At 70.4% G+C, this 22,119-nt stretch carries 18 protein-coding genes and 2 pseudogenes; 6 read left to right on the forward strand and 14 right to left on the reverse strand.

What is annotated here, in order from left to right; genetic code table 11:
* The 3 genes and pseudogenes from ACIHFB_RS16765 to ACIHFB_RS16775 all read left to right on the forward strand — a co-directional run.
* Positions 1-165 (forward strand): annotated as a pseudogene (locus ACIHFB_RS16765) (formyl-CoA transferase); the annotation flags it as partial.
* Between the two features lie 171 nt (positions 166-336).
* Positions 337-1,728, forward strand: a complete 1,392-nt coding sequence (locus tag ACIHFB_RS16770) for an OFA family MFS transporter (protein WP_365273488.1) — start codon at positions 337-339, stop codon at positions 1,726-1,728.
* A gap of 1 nt (position 1,729) precedes the next feature.
* Entirely contained in the window at positions 1,730-3,145 is a 1,416-nt protein-coding gene (locus tag ACIHFB_RS16775; RefSeq protein WP_365273490.1) for an OFA family MFS transporter, read from the forward strand.
* Positions 3,146-3,232: 87 nt separating this feature from the next.
* On the opposite strand, the gene ACIHFB_RS16780 is transcribed toward ACIHFB_RS16775, so the two are convergent.
* Positions 3,233-3,907 carry a GntR family transcriptional regulator gene (locus tag ACIHFB_RS16780; protein ID WP_400127550.1) on the reverse strand — a complete coding sequence of 225 codons (675 nt, stop codon included), beginning with the start codon at positions 3,905-3,907 and terminating at the stop codon, positions 3,233-3,235.
* A gap of 278 nt (positions 3,908-4,185) precedes the next feature.
* Between ACIHFB_RS16780 and ACIHFB_RS16785 the strand changes: the two genes are divergently transcribed.
* From ACIHFB_RS16785 to fdhD, 3 genes and pseudogenes are all read left to right on the forward strand, one after another.
* Positions 4,186-5,157: a 2-dehydropantoate 2-reductase gene (locus tag ACIHFB_RS16785; protein WP_400127179.1), complete on the forward strand. Its 972-nt coding sequence runs from the start codon at positions 4,186-4,188 to the stop codon at positions 5,155-5,157.
* Positions 5,091-5,972, forward strand: a pseudogene (locus tag ACIHFB_RS16790) (molybdopterin dinucleotide binding domain-containing protein); the annotation flags it as partial. The gene ACIHFB_RS16785 and the pseudogene ACIHFB_RS16790, both read left to right, overlap by 67 nt.
* A gap of 8 nt (positions 5,973-5,980) precedes the next feature.
* Positions 5,981-6,829, forward strand: coding sequence for a formate dehydrogenase accessory sulfurtransferase FdhD (gene fdhD / locus ACIHFB_RS16795; protein WP_365273499.1), 849 nt, complete (start codon positions 5,981-5,983; stop codon positions 6,827-6,829).
* An 81-nt stretch (positions 6,830-6,910) separates the two neighbouring features.
* Here fdhD and ACIHFB_RS16800 read toward each other — a convergent pair whose 3' ends face one another.
* The 13 genes from ACIHFB_RS16800 to ACIHFB_RS16860 form a co-directional block, all read right to left on the reverse strand.
* Positions 6,911-7,951: a sugar phosphate isomerase/epimerase gene (locus tag ACIHFB_RS16800; protein ID WP_365273503.1), complete on the reverse strand. Its 1,041-nt coding sequence runs from the start codon at positions 7,949-7,951 to the stop codon at positions 6,911-6,913.
* Between the two features lie 60 nt (positions 7,952-8,011).
* Positions 8,012-9,400: a nucleotide pyrophosphatase/phosphodiesterase family protein gene (locus tag ACIHFB_RS16805; RefSeq protein WP_365273506.1), complete on the reverse strand. Its 1,389-nt coding sequence runs from the start codon at positions 9,398-9,400 to the stop codon at positions 8,012-8,014.
* The gene (eboE, locus tag ACIHFB_RS16810; RefSeq protein ID WP_365273509.1) at positions 9,397-10,590 is read right to left on the reverse strand and encodes a metabolite traffic protein EboE; all 1,194 of its coding nucleotides are present in this window, start codon (positions 10,588-10,590) and stop codon (positions 9,397-9,399) included. Before eboE ends, ACIHFB_RS16805 begins: the two co-directional genes overlap by 4 nt.
* A 3-nt stretch (positions 10,591-10,593) precedes the next feature.
* Positions 10,594-11,442, reverse strand: coding sequence for a TatD family hydrolase (locus ACIHFB_RS16815; RefSeq protein ID WP_400127180.1), 849 nt, complete (start codon positions 11,440-11,442; stop codon positions 10,594-10,596).
* Positions 11,442-12,152, reverse strand: a complete 711-nt coding sequence (locus ACIHFB_RS16820) for an EboA domain-containing protein (protein ID WP_365273515.1) — start codon at positions 12,150-12,152, stop codon at positions 11,442-11,444. Before ACIHFB_RS16820 ends, ACIHFB_RS16815 begins: the two co-directional genes overlap by 1 nt.
* Positions 12,149-13,102, reverse strand: a complete 954-nt coding sequence (locus ACIHFB_RS16825) for a sugar phosphate isomerase/epimerase family protein (RefSeq protein WP_400127181.1) — start codon at positions 13,100-13,102, stop codon at positions 12,149-12,151. Before ACIHFB_RS16825 ends, ACIHFB_RS16820 begins: the two co-directional genes overlap by 4 nt.
* A complete protein-coding gene (locus tag ACIHFB_RS16830) occupies positions 13,099-13,260 on the reverse strand; it encodes a hypothetical protein (protein ID WP_400127182.1) in 162 nt (53 codons plus the stop codon). The genes ACIHFB_RS16825 and ACIHFB_RS16830 overlap by 4 nt, the downstream gene beginning before the upstream one ends.
* Positions 13,257-14,309 (reverse strand): SCO3242 family prenyltransferase, encoded by a 1,053-nt coding sequence (locus ACIHFB_RS16835; RefSeq protein WP_400127183.1) that lies wholly within the window; start codon positions 14,307-14,309, stop codon positions 13,257-13,259. Before ACIHFB_RS16835 ends, ACIHFB_RS16830 begins: the two co-directional genes overlap by 4 nt.
* Positions 14,310-14,500: 191 nt before the next feature.
* Entirely contained in the window at positions 14,501-15,730 is a 1,230-nt protein-coding gene (locus tag ACIHFB_RS16840; RefSeq protein ID WP_400127184.1) for an inositol-3-phosphate synthase, read from the reverse strand.
* 194 nt (positions 15,731-15,924) lie between these two features.
* Positions 15,925-17,286 carry a ThuA domain-containing protein gene (locus ACIHFB_RS16845; RefSeq protein ID WP_365273520.1) on the reverse strand — a complete coding sequence of 454 codons (1,362 nt, stop codon included), beginning with the start codon at positions 17,284-17,286 and terminating at the stop codon, positions 15,925-15,927.
* A gap of 14 nt (positions 17,287-17,300) precedes the next feature.
* Positions 17,301-19,790, reverse strand: coding sequence for a PQQ-dependent sugar dehydrogenase (locus ACIHFB_RS16850; protein WP_400127185.1), 2,490 nt, complete (start codon positions 19,788-19,790; stop codon positions 17,301-17,303).
* An 82-nt stretch (positions 19,791-19,872) separates the two neighbouring features.
* Positions 19,873-20,871: a sugar phosphate isomerase/epimerase family protein gene (locus ACIHFB_RS16855; RefSeq protein ID WP_365273526.1), complete on the reverse strand. Its 999-nt coding sequence runs from the start codon at positions 20,869-20,871 to the stop codon at positions 19,873-19,875.
* Positions 20,872-20,886: 15 nt separating this feature from the next.
* Entirely contained in the window at positions 20,887-22,095 is a 1,209-nt protein-coding gene (locus tag ACIHFB_RS16860) for a Gfo/Idh/MocA family protein (RefSeq protein WP_400127186.1), read from the reverse strand.
* Between the last annotated feature and the right edge of the window lie 24 nt (positions 22,096-22,119).

Genomic DNA, 22,119 nt, shown 5'->3' on the forward strand with positions numbered 1-22,119 from the left:
CGCGGCCCCTTCACCACCGTCGGCAACCCCCTCAAACTCTCCGACTCCCCCGCCGACATCACCACCCCACCCCTCCTCGGCCAACACAACGAAGAGATCTACGTCGGCGAGCTCGGCCTCGGCGACGAGGAGCTGCGCCTGCTCAGGTCGAGCGGGGTGATCTGACTGATGCTCCAGACCCATGTCACGAGTCTTGTTGGGCGGTGGCCCATGAGGTGAATGTGGTCGGGTCGACTGACGGTGCGCGTCGGGCGGCCCCGGGACACGTGTGCGCACGAAAGGCATTTGGACAGGGGGCGCTGGCCAGATCTTTCGACGCAAGGAGTGCTCGAGAACATGACAACCGTCGAATACTCGAAGTCCGTCACCTACAGGGAGGTGACGGACCGCAACGGCCGCATGTACCGGATCGGTGAAACCGACCGGGACATCATGGGGCGGCCACGATGGACCATGGTGCTCTTCCCCTGGATGGGCATGCTGGGCATCAGCTCCTCGGAGTACGCGTTCACGTCGGCCGAGGACACACTGCACGACGCGCATCTGTGGAGCAGTGGGCACATCTTCTGGCTGATGGGCGTCTGGGTGTTCTTCCAGGCGGCCGTGGCCTTCCCTGCCGGGCAGCTGCGGGAGAGCGGAAAGCTTCCCGCGCGGTACGCGATGATGCTCGGCGCGCTGGGCACGGTCCTGGGCTATCTGTCTCTCGCGTTCGCGCCGAACGTGATGGTCGCCTACCTCGGCTTCGGCATGTGCAGCGGCATCGGAGCCGGCCTCGTCTACGCGACCTGCGTGAACATGGTCGGCAAGTGGTATCCGGAGCGCAAGGGCGGCAAGACCGGCATGGTCAACGGCGGTTTCGCCTATGGCTCGGTGCCCTTCGTGTTCCTCTTCACCTCGTACATGGACCTGAGCAACTACAAGACCGTCCTGGTGATGGTCGGCCTGATCTGCTGCTCGGTCGTGGCGTTCGCCGGGTGGTTCTTCAAGGACCCGCCGAAGAACTGGTGGCCCCCGCACGTCGACCCGCTGAGGGCGACCGACGACCCGAAGATCCGGCGCGCGCTGGAGAAGAACCCGCCGGCGGTGAAGCAGTACACGCCGAAGGAGGCCGCACGCACGCCCGTCCTGTGGATGATGTGGTTCTGCCTGCTGTGCACGGCCGGGATCAACATCTTCGGCATCGCCTTCCAGGTGCCGTTCGGGAAGGACATGGGCTTCGCGGGCGGGATCGTGGCCACGGCCATGTCCCTGAAGGCGATTGTCAACGGCACGGGGCGCGGCGTGATCGGCTGGATCTCCGACAAGTTCGGCCGCCGCAACACGCTGATCATCGTGTGTCTGGTGCTGGGCACCGCCCAGTTCGGTGTGCTGATCTCCGGCCAGATGGGCAGCATGCCGTTCTTCCTCTTCTGCTCCATGGTCTCCGGCTTCGGCGGCGGGGCGATCTTCCCCCTGTTCGCCGCCATGACGGCGGACTACTTCGGCGAGAACAACAACGCCTCCAACTACGGCATGGTCTACAGCTCGAAGCTCATCTCCGGCCTGGTGGGCTCAGGAGTCGGCTCGATCGTGGTCGGCGTGTGGGACTACGAGGGCGCGTTCGTCCTGGCCGGCTGCATCGGCCTGGGCTCCGCTGTGCTGGCGCTCTTCCTCAAGGCCCCCGGCAGGCCAAAGACCGGTCGTCTCACCGTCCCCAACCCGCACCCCCTCGGCGAGGAAACAGCCTGACATGACGGCAGATCCGTACGCAGCAAGCAGCAATACCGACAAATCCGAACAGAGCGATGCCGCACACCGTCCCTACCGCGAAGTGACCGATACCCACGGTCGCGTCTATCGCGTCGGCGAGAGTGACCGGGACATCCTCGGCCATTCACGCAAGATCATGGTGTATCTGCCGTGGATCGCCATGATGGCCATCAGCGTCTTCGAGTACGCGTACGGCTCGGCGGAGGACACGCTGTCCCACGCCCACGGCTGGACGCAGAGCAACACCTTCTGGATCCTCAGCGTCTGGGTCTTCTTCCAGGCCGGCATCGCCTTCCCGGCGGGCTGGCTGCGGGAGAAGGGCCTGCTCACAGCCCGCAGGGCGATGTACATCGGCTCGGCCATGTGCCTGGTCGGGTTCCTCGCCCTGTCGCACCTGGGCAACGTCTGGCTGGCGATCCTGGGATTCGGCGTCATCGGGGGGATCGGCGCCGGCCTCGTCTACGCGACCTGCATCAACATGGTCGGCAAGTGGTTTCCCGAACGCCGGGGGGCCAAGACCGGCTTCGTCAACGGCGGCTTCGCGTACGGATCACTGCCCTTCATTTTCATCTTCAATTACGGCTTCGACACGGCAAACTACCACCGCGTCCTGGACCTCATCGGCTGCTACATCGTGATCGTGGTCTTCGGGTGCGCGTTCTTCTTCAAGGATCCGCCGAAGAACTGGTGGCCCTCGGACGTCGACCCGCTGACGTACGGCGGCACCAAGAAGGGGGCCGAGAGCCTGGCCAAGAACCCTCCGGCGGTGAAGCAGTACACACCCAAGGAGGCCATCAGGACCGGCATGCTTCCCCTCATGTGGATCGCCCTGGTCATGACCGCGGGGGTGTCGATCTTCGGGATCTCCTTCCAGGTCGACTTCGCCAAGGAAGTGGGCTTCGGCCCGCTGGTGGCGGCCTCCTCCATGGGTGTCATGGCGGTCATCAACGGCATCGGCCGCGGGGTCGTGGGCTGGCTCTCCGACAAGTGGGGCCGCAAGTCCACCCTGGTGTTCGTCATCGTCGTCCTGGGGCTCGCCCAGTTCGGCGTGATCTGGGCCGGTGACGTCAAGAGCGAAGCACTGTTCCTGTTCTTCGCCTTCCTCTCCGGCTTCGGGGGCGGCGCGTTCTACCCGCTGTTCGCGGCACTCACCCCGGACTACTTCGGAGAGAACTACAACGCCTCCAACTACGGGCTGGTGTACAGCGGCAAGCTGATCAGCGGCCTGTTCGGCGGCGGCCTCGGCTCCATGGTGGTCGCGGCCTGGGGCTACAACGGGGCCTACGCCCTGGCCGGCGCCACCTCGATGGTCGCGGCGGCGATCACCCTGCTGCTGCGGCAGCCGGGGCGGACCGGGGCCGGCGCGTCGGCGCCTCAGCCGCAGGCAGCGGGCTGAGCAAGGAGGTCCGGACATCAGGCGGCTCTGCCCAGCGACATCCGTCGCTGGGCAGAGCCGTCTGATCCGCAGGTCACGGCCGCCCGGTCACCTCTCGCGCTCGTGGTACATCTTCCGCGTGTGTTCCGTGTGAGCGCGCATGACCTCCGTGGCACGTCGCTCGTCGCGGTCCGTGATCGCCGCGATCAGCTCGCGGTGCTCGATCCACGACTGCCGGCCGCGCTGCCGGGCGATCGGCGTGTAGTACCAGCGGACGCGACGGTCGACCTGCGCGGCCAACTCGGCGAGGACCGTGTTGCCCGCGAGCTCCATGACCTTCGCGTGGAGCCGGGCATTCAACGCGACCGCGCCGTCCACGTCGTCGGCGTCGACCGCGCTCTCGCCCTGCGCGCACAGCTCCTCCAGCGCGGCGATCGCCTCGGTACCCGCGTTGGCGGCGGCGAGCCGGGCCGCCTCGGCCTCCAGGAGCGTACGGACGGTGAGGAGCTGGTCCGCCTCCTCCTCGGTCGGCTCGTGCACGAACGCGCCCTGGGCGGGCCGCAGATCGACCCAGCCCTCGGTGCTGAGCCGCTGCAGCGCCTCGCGCACCGGCTGACGCGACACCCCGAGATGGCCGGCGAGTTCACTCTCGACCAGATGCTGGCCGGGCTGGAGGGCGCGGGTGGTGATGAGTTCGAGCAGCGCCTCGTAGACACGGTCGCGCAGCGGGCCGGGGCGTTCCAGCTTGGGCACCGCGCCCTGCGGCAGTCCTGTCGTCGACAACATCGCGGTCCCTCCTGAGCAGCGGAAGGCGCTGCAGCACAAAGCCAAGTATGAATTGGCTTTCGCCTACAGTCTACGGCGCACAAACGCCCGCAGACGCAGAAGTCGACCTTGCCGACCGGAGCCGTACCGGCAGCTCACGGACAGCGGAAGCCATGGGGCGGGCGGCCCGAGTGCCGTCGCAACTCTTGCTGTCGTCGACTCCATCCTGTAGACAATATTTCGTCGACACAGTTCGGCAGTTCCTCGGTACCCTCGACCGAACGGAGCGCCATCCAGTGAAAGTCGCAGTCCTCGGCGCCGGAGCAATCGGCGCCTACGTCGGCGCCGCACTCCACCGCGCCGGCGCCGATGTGCACCTCATCGCCCGTGGACCGCATCTCGCGGCCATGAGGCAACACGGAGTACGGGTTCTCAGCCCGCGCGGCGACTTCACCGCCCGCGCCCACGCCACCGACGACCCGGCCGACATCGGCCCGGTCGACTACGTCTTCCTCGGCCTCAAGGCAAACTCGTACGCGGCGTGCGGGCCGCTGATCGAGCCTCTGCTGCACGACACCACAGCGGTGATCGCCGCTCAGAACGGCATCCCCTGGTGGTACTTCCACTCGCACGGTGGCCTCTACGACGGCCACCGCATCGAGAGTGTGGACCCGGACGGCGCGGTCAGTGCGGTGCTCGCGCCCGAACGGGCCATCGGCTGCGTGGTCTACGCGGCCACCGAACTGGAAGGTCCCGGCGTCGTCCGCCACTTGGAAGGCACCAGATTCTCCATCGGCGAACCGGACCGCAGCACCTCGGCCCGCTGCCAGGCCTTCAGCGAGGCCATGCAGACCGGTGGACTGAAGTGCCCGGTCGAACCCGACCTGCGCAACGACATCTGGCTTAAGCTGCTCGGCAACATCTCCTTCAACCCGATCAGCGCCCTGTCCCGCGCCACCATGCGGCAGATGTGCCTGCACGGCGGCACCCGCAAGGTCATCGAGACCATGATGGCCGAGACGCTGGCCGTCGCCGAGGCGCTGGGCTGCAAGGTGGGCATCTCCATAGAACGCCGGCTCGCGGGTGCGGAACGCGTCGGGGACCACCGCACCTCCACTCTCCAGGACCTGGAGCGAGGCAAGCCGCTCGAACTCGACGTCCTTCTGGCCGCCGTGGTCGAGTTGGCGGAGATCACCGGCGTCGAGGTGCCCACCCTGCGCACCGTGCACGCCATCTCGGACCTGCTCGCACTGCGGACCGCCGCATGAGCGGACCTGTCCCGCGGGCCCGCACGCAAGGGACGGAGGGCGAGCTCCGGCCGAACCCCGGTACCGACGTCCCGCTGGCCCACGCGATCGGCCGGGAGATCATCCGCGCCGGGCTCGCGGACCAGGCCTTCATCCGACGAGCGACGAGCGGCTTCGAGGAGTACCGGATCCTTGTCGAACCCTGGACCCTGTCGCTCACGGAGAAGGTGACGGGCATTCCGGCTGCCGCGATATGGGAGTCGGCGCATGTCGTGGCCCTCGGTGAGCACAGCCGGCTGATTCGGCTGCCGGGCGTCACGGAGCACGTCGACGGCGCCGACGACGTCCAGGCCCTGATCAACCTGTCCCTGCTGACCGGCCACACCGGTCAGCAGGGCTCGGGGCTTCGGCGGGCGCCCTTCCGGCTCGTCCAGCAGTCCCCGCCCGTCGACCTGACGGACGAGCGGTATCCGGTCCGCCTCACCACGGGACGCCGCCTCGACTCGTACAACAGCAGTGTCCACAAGGGCGGTTCCGCTTCGCCGCTGCGGCGGGGCGAGTGCATCGAGCTGAGCCCGGAGGACGCCGAGCACTACAGCGTGGTGGTCGGTGAGACGGTACGGGTCTCCACCCGGCGCGACTCGCTGGTCGCACCGGTATGGGTGGACCCGGCACTGCGGCCGGGTCTGGCGTTCACGGCGCTGCGCCTTCCGCAGGACGACGGGGACGTCGACCGGCAGACGGTCAGGGGCAGTTGTCCGATTCCGGGGGCGGCGGAGTTCACGGCGTCGGCGATCCGCATCGAGAAGCTGCCGGTCGCGGCGGCACGGAGCTGAGGCCGGTCATGGGACGAGTCACGGAACGACGCAAGGTGATCCGGATCCGGGACGGGGCGGTCTCCACCCGCCCGGACACCCTCGTCGCCGAGGAACCCCTGGAAATCAGACTCAACGGCAAACCCCTCGCCATCACCATGCGCACACCCGGCGACGACTTCGCCCTCGCCGCCGGATTCCTCGTCAGCGAAGGCGTACTCGCCAAACAGAACGACCTCCAGAACATCGTCTACTGCGCCGGCGCCACCACCGACGGCTCCAACACCTACAACGTCGTAGACGTGAGAACAGCCCCAGAGGTCGTCATCCCCGACATCACACTCGAACGGAACGTATACACCACCTCCTCCTGCGGCCTGTGCGGCAAAGCAAGCCTCGACGCAGTCCGCACGACCACCCGCTGGCCCATCAACGACACTCCCCCGGTCCGACTCGACCCCGAACTGCTCGCACGCCTCCCCGACCGGCTGCGCGCGGCACAACAGGTGTTCGACCGGACCGGAGGCCTGCACGCCGCCGCCCTCTTCACCGAAGACGGCGAACTACTCGACATACGCGAAGACGTAGGACGCCACAACGCCGTCGACAAACTGATCGGCCGCGCCCTCCAACACGGCAACCTGCCACTCTCCCGGACCATCCTCCTGGTCTCCGGCCGGGCGTCCTTCGAACTCGCCCAGAAGGCCGTCATGGCCGCAATCCCCGTCCTGGCCGCCGTCTCAGCCCCCTCCTCCCTGGCCGTGGACCTGGCCACCGAAACCGGCCTCACCCTGATCGGGTTCCTACGGGGCACCTCCATGAACGTGTACGCGGGACAGGACCGCATCGCCCTACGGGCCGCGGCCACCCAGGGCTGACCGGCCCCCCGCGACACGACGGCGGGGCCCACCGGCGGGGAGCGCCCCCTGCGCCGGTGGGCCTCGTCCAAGTCGTATTCGTCAGCACTTCTCCCGCAGCGAGTGGAGGTACTCGCTGGACCGGCGGGCGAAGGTCAAGGACTCGGTCGGGTTGTCGTGTTCGGCCTGCCAGTGGTGCGCCAGGCGGTGGCCGCGCAGACGGGTCACGGCGGAGATGAACCGCTGGTAGTCGATGTCGCCGTCGCCGACGTCGGTCATGCGGTAGCCGTACTCGTTCGCCGGGTCGCTCTCGCCGTCCTTCACATGGAACAGCGGGTAGCGGTCGGGCTGCTTGAGTACGTAGTCGAGGGGCTCGAACGGGGCGGGCGTGCCGTCGGGGCGCTTGGAGAAGCGGAACTGGCCCGAGTAGGCCCAGAAGATGTCCATCTCCAGGAAGACGAGATCCGGGTCGGTCTCGGCGAGCAGCACGTCGTAGAGGCGGACCTTGGGGTTGTCGCTGGCGAAGGAGAACTCCTCGGAGTGGTTGTGCTGGTAGAACTTCATGCCGCGCTTCCTCGCCGCGGCGCCGTAGGTGTTGAACTCCTCCGCGGCCCGCTTCCAGGCGTCGACGGTCGAGCCGTAGCGGAACGGGCCGGATGCGGTGCCGATGTGCTTGAGGCCGAGGGCCTGGGCGTCGTCGAGGACCTTGGTGAGGTTCTGCGCGAAGGTGTAGGCGTTCGGGTCGTCGGAGTAGTAGCCGACGTGGCTGCCGATCGGGTTCAGACCGTGGTTCCTCGCCAGCCGCTTGAGCTGGGCGAGGGTGATCGGGCCCGCCGAGCCCTGGGTGTATCCGGCGAACTCGACCTCGTCGTAGCCGTATTTCTCCAGTTCGGCGAAGACGGCGGCGAAGCCGAGGGTGGAGACCTTGTCGCGCAGGCTGTAGAGCTGGATGCCCAGGCGGCCGGGGGGCAGAACGGGACGGCCACGGCCCTTGGCGGCGGCTTCCGCGTCGGTGGCGGCCAGCGCGGGGGTGGAGGCGGTGGCGAGCAGGGCGGCGGCGGTGGCGCCGGCGGCCACGCCGAGCATGCCCCGTCTGCTGAGGCGGTGGGTGAGTTCGGGATCGGTCCCGGGGGTGCGGCTCATTCCTTGGACTCCTCGGTGTCGGAGGGCGTTGTCAGTGGTGGGTGCTTCACTGGTGACCAGTCAGGAAAGACCGGCAAGTTGGAGCAGCAGTGACTTCACATCGGTGGCCGCGAGGCGGTCGCCGACAGCGCGGGGGGTGGAGCAGATGATGAGCGGACCGTCGTCGTCGCTCATGGGGAGGCGGCCGTGGCTGCCGCGAATAGGTGACGGGTCGAGGGGCACGACCGCCATCCGGTAGCGCATGCCGAGTTTCTTGCGCGCCAGTGCCGTGGCCGCCTTGACCTTCACGTAGGGGTCGAGGGGATCCATGAAGAGTTCGACCGGGTCGTATCCGGGTTTGCGATGGATCTCGACGAGCTGCGCGAAGTCGGGTGCGCGGGCGTCGTCGAGCCAGTAGTAGTACGTGAACCAGGCGTCCGGTTCCGCTACGGCGACCAGCTCGCCGGAGCGCGGATGGTCGAGGTGATGGGTCTTCTTGCCCTCGTCGTCGAGGAGTTGCTCGATGCCGGGCAGTCCGTCGAGCGCGGCCCGGGTCGCGTCGAGGTCCTCGGGGCGGCGCACATAGATGTGGGCGATCTGGTGGTCGGCCACGGCGAAGGCGCGGGATGCCATCGGGTCGAGGTACTCCATGCCGTCCTGCGTGTGCACTTCCAGCAGGCCGGCGCGGCGCAGGGCGCGGTTGATGTCGACGGGGCGATCCACGCGGGTGATGCCGTATTCGGAGAGCGCGACGACGGTACGGCCCTCCGCGCGGGCGTCGTCCAGGAGTGGGGCCAGGGCCGCGTCCAGTTCGGCGGCCGCCTTGAGTGAGCGCGGGTCGTCGGGGCCGAAGCGTTGCAGGTCGTAGTCGAGGTGAGGGAGGTAGCAGAGCGTCAGGTCGGGGTGCCGGGTGCGCATGATGTGGCGGGTGGCGTCGATGATCCAGCGGCTGGAGACCAGGTCCGCGCCGGGGCCCCAGAAGTGGAAGAGGGGGAAGGTGCCGAGTTCGGCGGTGAGTTCGTCGTGCAGGGCGACGGGGCGGGTGTAGCAGTCGGGTTCCTTGCGGCCGTCGGCGTAGTAGATCGGACGGGGGGTGACGGTGATGTCGGTGTCGGCGCCCATGGCGTACCACCAGCAGATGTTGGCGACCGTGTAGCCGGGGTGCGCGCGGCGGGCGGCGTCCCAGAGTTTGTCCCCGGCGACCAGGCCGTTGTGCTGCCGCCAGAGGAGGACGTCGCCGAGTTCGCGGAAGTACCAGCCGTTGCCGACGATGCCGTGCTCCGACGGGTGGGTGCCGGTGAGGAAGGTGGACTGTGCGGCGCAGGTGACGGCGGGCAGGACGGTGCCGAGCGAGGCGCGGGAGCCGGACTGGGCGAGCGTCTTGAGGTGGGGCATGTGGTCGAGGAGGCGGGGGGTGAGACCGACGACGTCGAGGACGAGGAGAGGAGTGGGCTCTTCGGATCGGGTCATGGCAGTTCCTTGAGGCCGAGGTCCGTCAACAGATCGCGGGCGAGGGTGAGTTCGGCGGCGATTCCGTCGGCGAGCTGACCCCGGCCGCGGGGCCGCAGTTCGGGCGGGAGGGCCTGCCAGGTGTACGTCTCGACCTCGAGGTGGCTGGTGAGCGGATGCGGGCCGCCCACCAGGCGGGTCAGCACGGAGTTGAGCACGGGGAGCGTGGAGGTGAGGGGCGCGGCGGGGGCTGCGTGCAGGGGGACGTGGAAGTGGGCTCGCCAGGGGGCGGCGTCGGGGAGGGTGTCGCCCTTGAGTGCCTCGCCGAGGTCGTCGGTGCCGCGCAGGCCGGCGGCGATGGCGGTGCGGGTCTGGTGCAGGAAGCGGGGTTCGTCGAAGGCGGCGAGCGCCTCGCGGACTTCGGGGAGGTGGGGGTGTTCGGCGTGCAGGGCGGCGGAGAGCTGGGACTTGACGACGGGGACGCCGGCCGCGGTGAGCGCGTCCAGGGCGGTGTGCGGGTCTTCGAAGGAGGTGGCGAGATGGCAGGTGTCGACGCAGATGCCGATGCGTTCGTGGGCGATCGCGGTCAGCGGGGCGAGGGCGTCGGCGGTGGTCTCGACGATGCAGCCGGGTTCCGGCTCCAGGCCGATGCGGATGGAGCGGCCGGTCAGTTCGTCGAGTGCGTCGAGCCGTTCGGCGAGCGTGAGCAGAGCGGTGCGGGACGTCGCGGTGCGCTGCTCGAGGGATGTGTCGTTCCCGGTCGGGTGCAGGTCCGTGCGCCAGGCGAGCGGGAGGGTGGAGATGGTGCCCTCGGTGACGTCGTCGGGGAGAAGCGCGGCGAGGACGCGGGCCAGGGCTGTGGTGTGTTCGAGGCGTTCGGGGTCGGTCCAGTCCGGTTTGTAGACGCGGTACTTGACCTCTTCGGCGCCGAATCCTTCATAGGGGAAGCCGTTGAGGGTGACGACTTCGAGGCCGCGGCGGTCGAGTTCGGTGCGCAGGCCGCGCAGCGCGGACGGGTCGGTGACGAGGGCGTGCGCCGCGTCCTTGGCGAGCCAGAGGCCGATGCCGAGGCGGTCGCGGCCGAGGCGGCGGCGCACGGGTTCGCAGTGGTCGCGGAGTTGTGCGAGGACGCCGTCGAGGGTTTCGGCGGGGTGGACGTTGGTGCAGTAGGCGAGGTGGACGATGGAGCCGTCGGGGTGGCGGAAACGCATCGCTCACTCCCCGCCGCGCAGGATGGAGTTGCCCTCGTGGGTGGCGTCGGTGGCCGCGACATCGAGGTTGAGCCGGCCGCTGAGGTTGTAGAAGGCGACGGGGTTGCGCCACAGCACCCGGTCGACGTCGTCCTCGGTGAAGCCCTCGGTCAGCATCAGGTCGGCGACCTTGCGGGTCTTCAGGGGGTCGCTGCGGCCCCAGTCGGCGGCGGAGTTCACCAGCACCTGCTCGGGCCCGTACTGCTGGAGGATCGCGACCATCCGCTGCTCGTCCATCTTGGTCTCGGGATAGACGGAGAAGCCCAGCCAGCAGCCGCTGTCCTTGGCCTCCTTGACGGTGGTCTCGTTGAGGTGGTCGACGAGGACGCGGTCCGGGGGCAGTGCGGACTCCCGGACGAGGTCGAGGGTGCGGCGCAGGCCCGCCAGCTTGTCGCGGTGCGGGGTGTGCACCAGCGCGGGCAGTTCGTGGTCGGCGGCGAGTTGGAGCTGAGCGGCGAGAGCGGTGTCCTCGGCGGGCGTCATGGAGTCGTAGCCGATCTCGCCGACGGCCACGACCTGGTCCTTGACGAGATACCGGGGCAGTTCGTCGAGGACGGGGAGGCAGCGCGGGTCGTTCGCCTCCTTGGGGTTGAGGGCGAGTGTGCAGTGGTGGGCGATGCCGTACTGGGCCGCGCGGAAGGGTTCCCAGCCGAGGAGGGAGTCGAAGTAGTCGAGGAAGGTGGCGGGTGAGGTGCGGGGCTGGCCGAGCCAGAAGGAGGGTTCGACGACTGCGCGGACTCCGGCCGCGTGCATGGCCTGGTAGTCGTCGGTGGTCCGTGACGTCATGTGGATGTGGGGGTCGAAGAGGCGCATCAGGACTCCTTGCCGTGGGGGTCGGCCGCTGGTTGCCGTGGGGCTGCGGGCTCGCTGAGGGCCAGGACGCGGTGCAGGTCCTCCGGTACGGGACGGCCCGCCGCGGTGCGTTCGGCCGCGTAGTCGCCGAGCATGCGGGCGAGTTCGGCGTCGGCGTACGCGCGGCGTTTGAGGTCGGCGACCTCGTCGACGGGCACGCCGGTGAAGAGGCACTTCAGGACGGCGTGCCGCCAGTGGTGGGGGGTGAGATGCCGGGCGGCGTAGGGGCCGACGGCCGCGGCGAGGAGCCGGGTGTCGTTGGTGCGCAGGGCGTCCTCGATGAGCGGCAGGGCGTCCGGGCCCGGCACGAGGTGCGGCAGGGCGTGCAGGACGGCCCGGCGTTCGGCGGCGGTGCCCTGGGAGTAGACCCGGGTCAGGGCGGCGGTGTCGGCGCGGGCGGCGTGCAGGATCAGGACGCGGGCGGCGTCGGCGTGCTCGGTGCCGCAGCGGCGTCCGGCCTCGGCGAGGCGCAGCTCCCACACGGAGATGGGGCCGTGCGTGCCGGGGTGTGCGGTGGCCTCGTCGAGAGCCCGGTCGAGCCAGGTGCGGGCGGTGCCGGTGAGGCGGGTCGTGAGGTGGCGGTGCAGCTCGTCCAGGGGGGTGCGGGCGAGTGTGGTGCCGCCTGGGGTGCCGGCCGCCGGGGTGTCCGGGGCGGCGTGCGGTTGCGTCATGGGGTGCTCCCTGCGGGGGTGGCGGAGGGCTCGCCGGGGGGTGGTGCGACGGGCGGGGTGGGCTGTCGGGCGGCGGTGCGGAGGAAGGGGAGGGAGAGTTCGGCCTGGTGCGGGCCGGCGTGGGAGTGGCGGGGCAGTTCGACGACGGTCAGGCCCTGGTAGCCGGTGGCGGCGAGGGCGGCGAGTACGGGCGGGAAGTCGATGTCCCCGTCACCGAAAGGGAGGTGTTCATGGATGGAGCGGCGCATGTCCTCGATCTGGACGTGCCGGAGCCAGGGGGCGGCGGCGCGTACGCAGTCGGAGGGCGACAGGGGTTCCAGGCACTGGCAGTGGCCGATGTCGAGGGTCAGGCCGAGGTGCTCGGCGTCACCGAGGGTCTGCCGGAGGCGGTGGAAGTCGGCGAGGGTGGCGAGGAGATGACCGGGTTCGGGTTCGACGGCGAGGGGGACTCCGGCGGCGGTGGCGGCCTCCAGCACCGGTTCGAGCGACTCGGCCAGCCGCTTCCATGCCGTGTCCGGGTCCGTTCCGGCCGGGGTGATCCCGCTGAAGCAGTGGACCGCGTTCGCCCCCAGGTCGGCGGCGACCCGGACCGCCCTGATCAACAGGTCGACGCGGCGCGCCCGGTCCGCCGGATCGGCGTCCAGCAGCGAGGGCCCGTGCTTGCGACGCGGGTCGAGCACATAGCGGGCGCCGGTCTCCACGGTGACGTCCAGACCGAGCGCCTCCAGCCGCCGCGCGACCCGGCCGGTGCGGGCGGCGAGGTCGGACGCCATCGGGTCGAGATGCATGTGATCGAGAGTCAGCCCGACCCCGTCGTAGCCGAGGTCGGCCAGCAGGGCGAGGGCATCGTCGAGACGGAGATCGGCGAGCCCGTTGGTGCCGTAGCCGAAACGGAGGGGGTTGGCGCCGGGGGCCCCGGTGCCTTCGGGGACGTGAGGTACCGCGGTCATGTGATCGTCACCTTCCTCGCGAACCTGCGAGCCAGCGGAGCCAGAGCGGCCGTCAGCAAGGCGGTGACGGGGGCGCCGGAGCGGGCGGCCAGGGCGGCGCGGAAGGCACTGGCGCCGGGGACCCCGATGTCTCCAGGGACGTGCGGTACCGCGGTCATGTGATCGTCACCTTCCTCGCGAACCTGCGAGCCAGCGGAGCCAGAGCGGCCGTCAGCAAGGCGGTGACGGGGGCGCCGGAGCGGGCGGCGAGGGTGGCCTGGAGGGGGATCATCGCGCGGATGCCGCCGGAGACGGCTCGTTGGGTGAGTGGGGGTGAGGGGTTGAGCGTGGCGTGGAAGTAGGGGCGTGCGGTGGTCGCGGCGTAGGCCGTGGCGAGGATGGTGGGAAGGGGGCTCGGGGTGGCGGGGGTCGTCGGGGTTGTGGCGCCCGGCAGGCCGAGGACTGCTGCGGTCACTCGGCCTGCCGGGAGTCGGAGGGACGGACGGCTGGTGCGGGCGGGGGAATCCGGGGAGGTTTCGGCGGATTCGCGCGCGGGGTGTGCGCGAGTCAGCAGCCCGGACAGGCAGGCGGTCGTGACCAGCGCCGCCAGGGGTGCCAGCGGTGAGCCGCCCTGGGTCTCCTGGCGGGACACGGTGGTGACCGCGAGGGTGTGGCTCCCGAGGATCGCGGCGGACGGAAGGGCATCGCGGGTGCGGCCGGCGGTGGCCGCGGCGCCGAGGAGGACATCCAGGCCGCGGGCCAGTCCCATGGCAAGTGGGCCTGCGGGGGTGTGCTTCAGGGCGAGGTCGTAGGCCCAGACGGTGGCAGCGAGAGGTGCCGCGACCGCGAGGGCGGGGCGTCCGGCACGTGCGGCCAGGGCGAGGCCTCCCGCGGTGAAGGCGCAGGCTGCCGTGAAGGCCGCGGCGGGGTGGATGCGGCCGGACGGGAGGGGGCGGTGCGGGCGTTCGACGGCGTCCTCGTCCCGGTCCGCCCAGTCGTTGAGGGCCATACCGGCCTCGTAGAGACAGAGGGAGGAGCCGATGGCGAGCAGGGTCCGGTGGTTGGGGCGCACCCCGGTCGCGGCCGCGCCGGCCAGGGCGTCGCCGGGCACCGTGAACAGGGCCGGGAGACGCAGCAGTTCGGCCCAGGCGCGGGCACGGCCCGGGGTGTCGGCGCGTGCGTGGACTTGACGCGGGGTCAGATCGGTACGGTCACCGACCAAGCGCACGACCTGCCCCGTACCGGCACCGGCACCGGCACCGGCACCAACCTCGCCCGCACCCCGCACCGCCGCCCCCTCACCCTGCCGCGCAGCTCGCGACCCCGTCACCCCGTCACCCACGGCACGCAGCCATGCCCTCCCAGCCCCTTCAGCCCCTTCAGCCCCTTCAGCCCTTTCAGCCCTCTCGCTCCCCCCGCTCATCGCTGCTCCCCAACCCGCGGCACGGACCCACTCCCCGGCTCCCCCGCGACCTCGGCCCCTGCACCGCCCCCCACATCCCTCGCATCCCCCGCATCCCCCGCATCCCCCGCATCCCGCAACCGCCCCCCGAACTCCCGCAACACCACGTACTGCTCGCCAAGAGCCGAAGGACCCTCCCCCACCGGGTCCTTGAAGAAGAAGCCGAGTTCGGAGAGCGGGCCGGACGCGCCGGTCTCGTGGGCGCGGGCCACCAGCCGGGCCAGGTCCAGGACGAGTGGCGCCGCGAGCGCCGAGTCGCAGCCCTGCCAGATGGTCTGGAGGATCATCCGGGTGCCGAGGAAGCCGTCGAAGGCGATGTGGTCCCACGCGGTCTTCCAGTCGCCGAGCGCGGGGACGTCGTCGATGTGGACCTCGCCCTCGGGGACGGCGCCCAGGGTCTCCGCGAGCACCCGCTCCTTGCCGGCGTTCTTCGCCGCCGCGGCACCGGGGTCGGCGAGCGCCGCGCCGTCGCCGCCGCCCAGCAGGTTCGTGCCGGACCACGCCCGGACCGCGAGCGCGCGCTGCGCGAACATCGGGCCCAGCGCCGAACGCAGCAGTGTCTGGCCGGTCTTGCCGTCGCGGCCCGCGTACGGCAGACCGCTCGCCTCGGCCGAGGCGGCGAGCGAAGGGTGGTGCAGGCCGGTCGACGGGGTGAAGTTGACGTAGGGGCAGCCCGCGCGGAGGGCGGCCGCCGCGTACAGGGAACTCGGCGGCAGCGCGGCGCCGTTGGCCGGTGGCTCGGTGGAGGCCACGTTCACCACCACCGCCCGCGCCAGACCACACCGTCGTACGAAGTCCTGGATGTCGGCGGCGAAGGCGGTGATCAGGTCGTCCTCGTCCCGGGTGTCTCCGGGAGCCGGGCCGCCGGGCCTGATCTCCTGGTCCGCCGCGGCCAGTTCGGACGCGATGGCCGCGGGGAGTCCCGGTGGCAGGACGCCGCCCGCCGCCAGGGCCTCGGCGCGCTTCGGCAGGGGGCAGTCGACCGTGTCGTGGCCGCCGAAGACGAGGGAGGACAGGGGCGGCAGGCCGCAGTCCGTGAAGTCGGGGGTCTCGGTGACCATGCCGGTGGGCGGATGCAGGCCCGCGGTCACGGCGGCACACCCCGCGACGACGGTCGTGGCCACGGAGCCGCGGGCTCCGATCAGCCATACGCCCACACGAGGCGGTCGGGAAAGGGACGCGGACATGGGCAGCCTCCTTGTCGTACGCGAACACCGTGTGCGAACGCCGTGCATGAGCCGTCGTCCGCGAACCGTCGTCCGCGAACGCCGTGGCGTGAGGCGACAGACTCGGACGCCGCACGCGAACCGTCATGCACGAGACCCCGCGCACGAGTGGGGGGACGACGGGCGGGGGTCCGGCGTCCCCCGCCCGTCGCCGTTCAGTCGCCCGGAGAGGCCGAGGTCGTCGACCCCTTCGCGGGCAGTTCCTTGATCCGGATGTCGCGGAAGGACACCTGGTCGTCGCCTCCGTGGTTCTGGATGCCGACGTGTCCGTCGCGCAGGCTCCGGGCCGGATCGGTGTTGGTGAAGTCGTTGATCTGCACGCCGTTGAGCCACACCGTGAGGCGTTCGCCCTGCACGCGGATCTCGTACGTGTTCCACTCTCCCGGCGGGTTCAGCGCACGATCGCGCTCGGCCAGGTCGGCGGACTGGAAGCCGTAGACGGACCCGGTCGTCTTCTCCGGTACGTCCGTGGCGTCGATCTGGATCTCATAGCCGTTGTTGACAGCCGACCACGGATCGTCCGAGGGCGGAAATCCCACGAATACACCGGAATTGTCGTCTCCGTCCACCTTCCAGTCGAGCTTCAGCGAGTACGCGCCGAAGCCTTGGCCGGCGTACCAGAGCATGCCGAGGCCGCCGGTCGTCGTGAGCGTGCCGTCGTCGTTCAGGACGAACGAACCGGGGCCCGCCTGCTGCCAGTCGGCGAGCGAGTCGGCCGTGCCGTCGAAGAGCGAGCGGTAGTCGTTCTCCGGTCGGCAGTCGGCCTGGGCGTCGCCGGTCGTCCAGCGGAGCCCGCCCAGCAGGTGCTGCCGGAAGGCGGGGTCGGCGTAGGACTCCTTGGTGTGGCCGCCGCCCGTGTAGAAGGAGCGGCCGCCCTTGTATTCCTGGCACCAGGCGATCGGGTGGTCGTCCGCCATGGTGCCGCCGGTGTACGACGACTCGTCCAGCGTGGCGAGGACGTGGGCATTCTCCCGGGGGTTGGAGCGGTAGTTGTACCACTCGTCCGTCCGGTCCCAGGCGGCGTTCAGACCCGCGGTCGCGGGGTGTGCGCGGTCCTCGACGTGCACCGTCGCACGCTGGATCGCCGGGTGCGACTCGAAATACGCACCGGTGAGGCCACCGTAGAACGCCCAGTCGTACTCGGTGTCGGCCGCCGCATGGATGCCCATGTAGCCGCCGCCGTGCCGGATGTAGCCCTCGAAGGCGCGCTGTTGCTTGCCGCCCAGGACATCCCCGGTCGTGGACAGGAAGACCACGGCGTCGTAGCGCCGCAGGTTCTTCGGCGTGAAAGCGCCCGCGTCCTCGGTCGCGTCGACCGTGTAGCCGCTTGTCGCGCCGAGTTCCTTGAGGGCCGCCACCCCGTCCGGGATGGAGTCGTGGCGGAAGCCGGCCGTCTTGGAGAAGACCAGTACCCGCCCCGCGGCCGCGTCGGAGTCCGACGCGGCCGGCCCCGAGACGCATCCGAGGACGAGGGCCGCGCCCACAACCGCGGTTGCCAGTCGGCTGGTTGAGTGCATCACAGCTCCTCCCCTCAACTCGTCGTGAAGGTGAAGTCGTCGACGTCGTACAGGGCGCCGGTGCCGCTCCCCTTGAAGACCAGATAGAGCGTGGTCGTGCCGCGGGGTGCGCGGGACAGGCCTGCGGTGACGTCCTGGAAGTTCCCCCAGCCGCCGGTCGTCGGGACGGTCGCCTTGCCGAGCAGCCGGCCGGTCGACGAGCCCGCGCGGATCTCGAGCGTGCCGCCCGCGCCGCCGGAGGCGATGCGCGCGGTGAGGCTCTTGGCGTTGCTCAGGGCGTACGGCTCGAAGGAGATCCAGTCGCCGTTGTTGATGTCGCCGACCGTCTTGCCGCCGTTCGCGGTGTCCTTGGTGACGATCGAGACGCCGGAGCCGTTGCCGAAGTGCTCGGCCTGGCGGTGCTTGGGCTGGAGGGCGGCCTGGTCGTGGGTGGTCAGCGGGGCCTGGCCGCCGCCTCCGCCGTCGGTGTACTCGGCGTCCATGACCCCGAAGATGTTGGCGTTCGGGTCGTGGCCGCCGTCGGCGCTGGTCTGGATGGTGCCGGTGCAGCCGTTGGCCGAGGTCTGCGGGTGGCCGTGGCTGTCGTGGCCGAGGATGAAGGTGACCTTGACCTTGGAGCAGTCGATGGTCTTGCCGTCCTCGCGGTCGGTGACCTTCACCTTGAAGGGAATCGCGTCCCCGAAGCCGAACAGCTGTCCGTCCTCGGGGAGTTGCAGCACCACGTTCGGCGCGGTGTTCCCCACCACGACCTGCACGCTCGCACCACCGGTCCGGCCGCTCGCGTCCTTCGCGGTCAGCGTCGCCGTGTACGTCCCGTTCTTCTTGTACGTGTGTGAGGGGCTCGCGGAGGTCGACGTACCGCCGTCGCCGAAGTCCCAGCTGTAGGTGAGTGCGTCGCCGTCCTGGTCGCTCGTGCCCTCGGACGAGAAGCGCACCTTCAGCGGTGCCTGGCCGGAGGTGACGTTCGCCGCGGCCTGCGCGACCGGGGAGTGGCCGTCGGTCGCGTTCTCGATCCGGTACAGGGCGGAGTGCTCGTCGCCGCCGAACCACGCGGTGCCGTAGTCGAGGACGTACAGCGCGCCGTCCGGGCCGAAGGTCATGTCCATGATCTGGGTGCCGGTCCACGGGATGTCGTTGATGGACTGCACGCTGCCGCCTGCGTCGCTCTCGATGCGCTTGATCCAGCGGCGGCCGAACTCGCCCGCGAAGAAGTCACCGTCGTACGCCTGGGGGAACTTCACCGGCGAGTCGAGCGCGGGGTCGTAGTGGTAGACCGGCCCGCCCATCGGGGACTCGGAACCGTCACCGAACTCGGGCACGGACGCGCCGTCGTACGGGATCCAGGCGGCCTGGGCCGGCGGCAGGTCGGTCAGACCGGTGTTGTGGGGCGAGGTGTTCTTCGGAGCCGCGCAGTCGAAGGCGGCGCCCGATGTCTTGGTCGCGAAGTCGTAGTCCACGTAGGCGTCGTTGTCGCCGGTGCAGTACGGCCAGCCGAAGTTGCCGGGGCCGGTGACCCGGGCGAACTCGACCTGGCCGGCCGGTCCGCGCGCCGGGTCGGCGGCGCCCGCGTCGGGGCCGTAGTCGCCGACGTAGAGGATGCCGGTGGCCTTGTCGACGCTGAAGCGGAACGGGTTGCGGAAGCCCATCGCGTAGATCTCGGGCCGCGTCTTGTCCGTGCCGGGTGCGAAGAGGTTGCCGTCCGGGATGGCGTACGAGCCGTCGGCGTTCACCTTGATGCGCAGGATCTTGCCGCGCAGGTCGTTGGTGTTGCCGGCCGAACGCTGGGCGTCGAAGGCCGGGTTGCGGTCGGCGCGCTCGTCGATGGGCGTGAAGCCGTCCGACTGGAACGGGTTGGAGTCGTCGCCCGTCGACAGATACAGGTTGCCGGCCGCGTCGAAGTCGATGTCGCCGCCGACGTGGCAGCACAGGCCGCGGGAGGCCGCGACGTCGAGGATCTTCGTCTCGCTGGCGGTGTCGAGGGTGCCGTCCGTCTTCAGCACGAAGCGGGAGAGGCGGTTGACGCCGTCGAAGGGGGCGAAGTCGGCGGCCGTGCCGGTCTCGGGGGCGTCGCCCGCGGGTGTGTTCAACGGGGGCGCGTAGTAGAGGTATATGAACCGGTTCTCCGCGAAGCCCGGGTCGACGCCCACGCCCTGGAGGCCTTCCTCGTCGTGCGAGTAGACGTCGAGCTTGCCCGCGAGCTTGGTGTTGCCCGCCGCGTCGGTGATGCGGAGTTCGCCGTCGCGTGAGGTGTGCAGGACCGAGCGGTCCGGGAGGACCGCGAGGGACATGGGCTCGCCGACCTCGGGCTCGCCCTTGGCGAGGGTCACCTGCTGGAAGTCCTCGGCGGCCGCGGCCGGTTCGGCGACGGCAGGGGGCGCCACGAGGGTGAGGGAGGCGGCCGCCAGCAGCGCCCCGCTGAGCAGGGCGACCGCCTTTCGGAAGGGCCGGCGTCGTCTGTGGGTCTCGATTCTGTCGGTGCTGGTGGTGCGGTCGTTCGCGTGCACGGGTGCCTCCAGAATGGGGCCGGTTGTCCATGCGGGTGCTGTGCGCCGGGGTGCGCCGTCACCCCGGAGACGTGAGATGAGCTCAGTTGCCGAACGCCGCGTCGAAGGAGGCCGACGGCGGCTCGAAGTCGTATGCCTTGAGGCGGGTCAGCGCCTCGGGTGCGCCCTGGAGCCGGTCCATGCCGGCGTCCTCCCACTCGACCGAGATGGGGCCCTGGTAGTCGATGGAGCGGAGCATGCGGAAGACGTCCTCCCACGGGACGTCGCCGTGGCCCGCGGACACGAAGTCCCAGCCGCGGCGCGGGTCGCCCCAGGGCAGGTGCGAGCCGAGGCGGCCGTTGCGGCCGTCGAGCCGCTTGCGGGCTTCCTTGCAGTCGACGTGGTAGATGCGGTCGCGGAAGTCCCAGAGGAAGCCGACCGGGTCGAGGTCCTGCCACACGAAGTGGGAGGGGTCGAAGTTCAGGCCGAAGGCGGGCCGGTGGTCGACTGCCTCCAGAGCGCGCTGGGTCGTCCAGTAGTCGTAGGCGATCTCGCTCGGGTGGACCTCGTGGGCGAACCGCACGCCTTCCCGGTCGAAGACGTCGAGGATCGGGTTCCAGCGCTCGGCGAAGTCCTCGTAGCCGCGGTCGATCATCGACTCGGGGGCCGGGGGGAACATCGCGACCAGGTGCCAGATCGCGGAGCCGGTGAAGCCGATGACGGTGTCGACGCCGAAGGCGCTCGCGGCACGTGCGGTGTCGGCGATCTCGGCGGCCGCGCGCTGCCGTACGCCTTCCGCTTCGCCGTCGCCCCAGATGCGGGCGGGCAGGATCGCCTGGTGGCGTTCGTCGATGATGGCGTCGCAGACGGCCTGGCCGACGAGGTGGTTGGAGATCGCCCAGCACTTGAGGCCGTACTTGTCGAGCAGTTCGTGCCTGGACTTCAGGTACGACGGGTCCGCGAGGGCCTTGTCGACCTCGAAGTGGTCGCCCCAGCAGGCGAGTTCGAGTCCGTCGTAGCCGAAGTCGCGGGCGAGGCCGCAGACCTCCTCGAGCGGGAGGTCGGCCCACTGGCCGGTGAAGAGCGTGAAGTTCCGCGGCATGGCTGAAAGGCCTCCTCAGACGGCTATGGGTGTGTAGACGGAGTTCTTCTCGGCGCTCTCCTCGACCGCCGCCAGGACGCGCTGCACCTGGAGGCCGTCCGCGAAGGAGGGCTGCGGCTGGCGGCCCTCGGCGATGGCGTGGACGAGGTCGCGGGCCTGGTGGACGAAGGTGTGCTCGTAGCCGAGGCCGTGCCCGGGCGGCCACCAGGCGTCCAGGTAGGGGTGGTCGGGTTCGGTGACGAGGATGCGGCGGAAGCCGGCGTGCGTGCCGGGCTCCGTACCGTCGTGGTACGAGAGTTCGTTGAGCCGCTCCAGGTCGAAGGCCAACGAGCCGCGCTCGCCGTTGAGTTCGATGCGCAGGGCGTTCTTACGGCCGGTGGCGTACCGGGTGGCCTCGAAGGAGGCGAGGGCGCCGGAGGGGAAGCGGCCGGTGAACAGGGCGGCGTCGTCCACGGTCACCGCGCCCGTGCCCGCGGCCGACACGGCGGCGAGGCCCTTCACGGCCCCGCCCGGCAGCGGTCGTTCGCGCACGAACGTCTCCGTGATCGCGGACACCCCGGTCAGCTGCTCTCCCGCGAGGTACTGCGCGAGGTCGATGATGTGGGCGCCCAGGTCGCCGAGGGCGCCCGAGCCGGCCAGTTCCTTGCGCAGCCGCCAGGTGAGCGGGAAGTCGGGGTCGACGAGCCAGTCCTGAAGGTACGTCACTCTGATGTGCCGCAGCCCGCCGAGCCTGCCGTCGGCGATCATCTGCCGGGCGAGGGCGGTGGCGGGCACCCGGCGGTAGTTGAAGCCGACCATCGCCAACTGGCCGCGCTCCACGGCCGCCCGAGCGGCCACCGTCATGGCCTCCGCCTCCTCGACGGTGTTCGCGAGGGGCTTCTCGCACAGGACGTGCTTGCCGGCGGCCAGGGCGGCGACGGCGATCTCGGCGTGGCTGTCGCCGGGGGTGCAGATGTCGACGAGGTCGATGTCGTCCCGCGCGATCAGGGCCCGCCAGTCGGTCTCGGCCGTCGCCCACCCGTGCCGGTCGGCAGCGGCGCGCACGGCGGCTCCGTCCCGTCCGCAGATCGCGGTCAGCTCCGGGCGCAGGGGCAGATCGAAGACACGGCCCGCGGTACGCCAGCCCTGCGAGTGGGCGGCGCCCATGAAGGCGTACCCGACCATGCCGACACGGAGCGGCGGCTTGTCGGGCTCGGCTCCCGCCGGCGGGTTCGGCTGTCCCATGGAGTGGTCCTCCTCGTCGTCGTG

The sequence above is a fragment of the Streptomyces sp. NPDC051963 genome, from assembly GCF_044593495.1.
Lineage (GTDB): Bacteria > Actinomycetota > Actinomycetes > Streptomycetales > Streptomycetaceae > Streptomyces.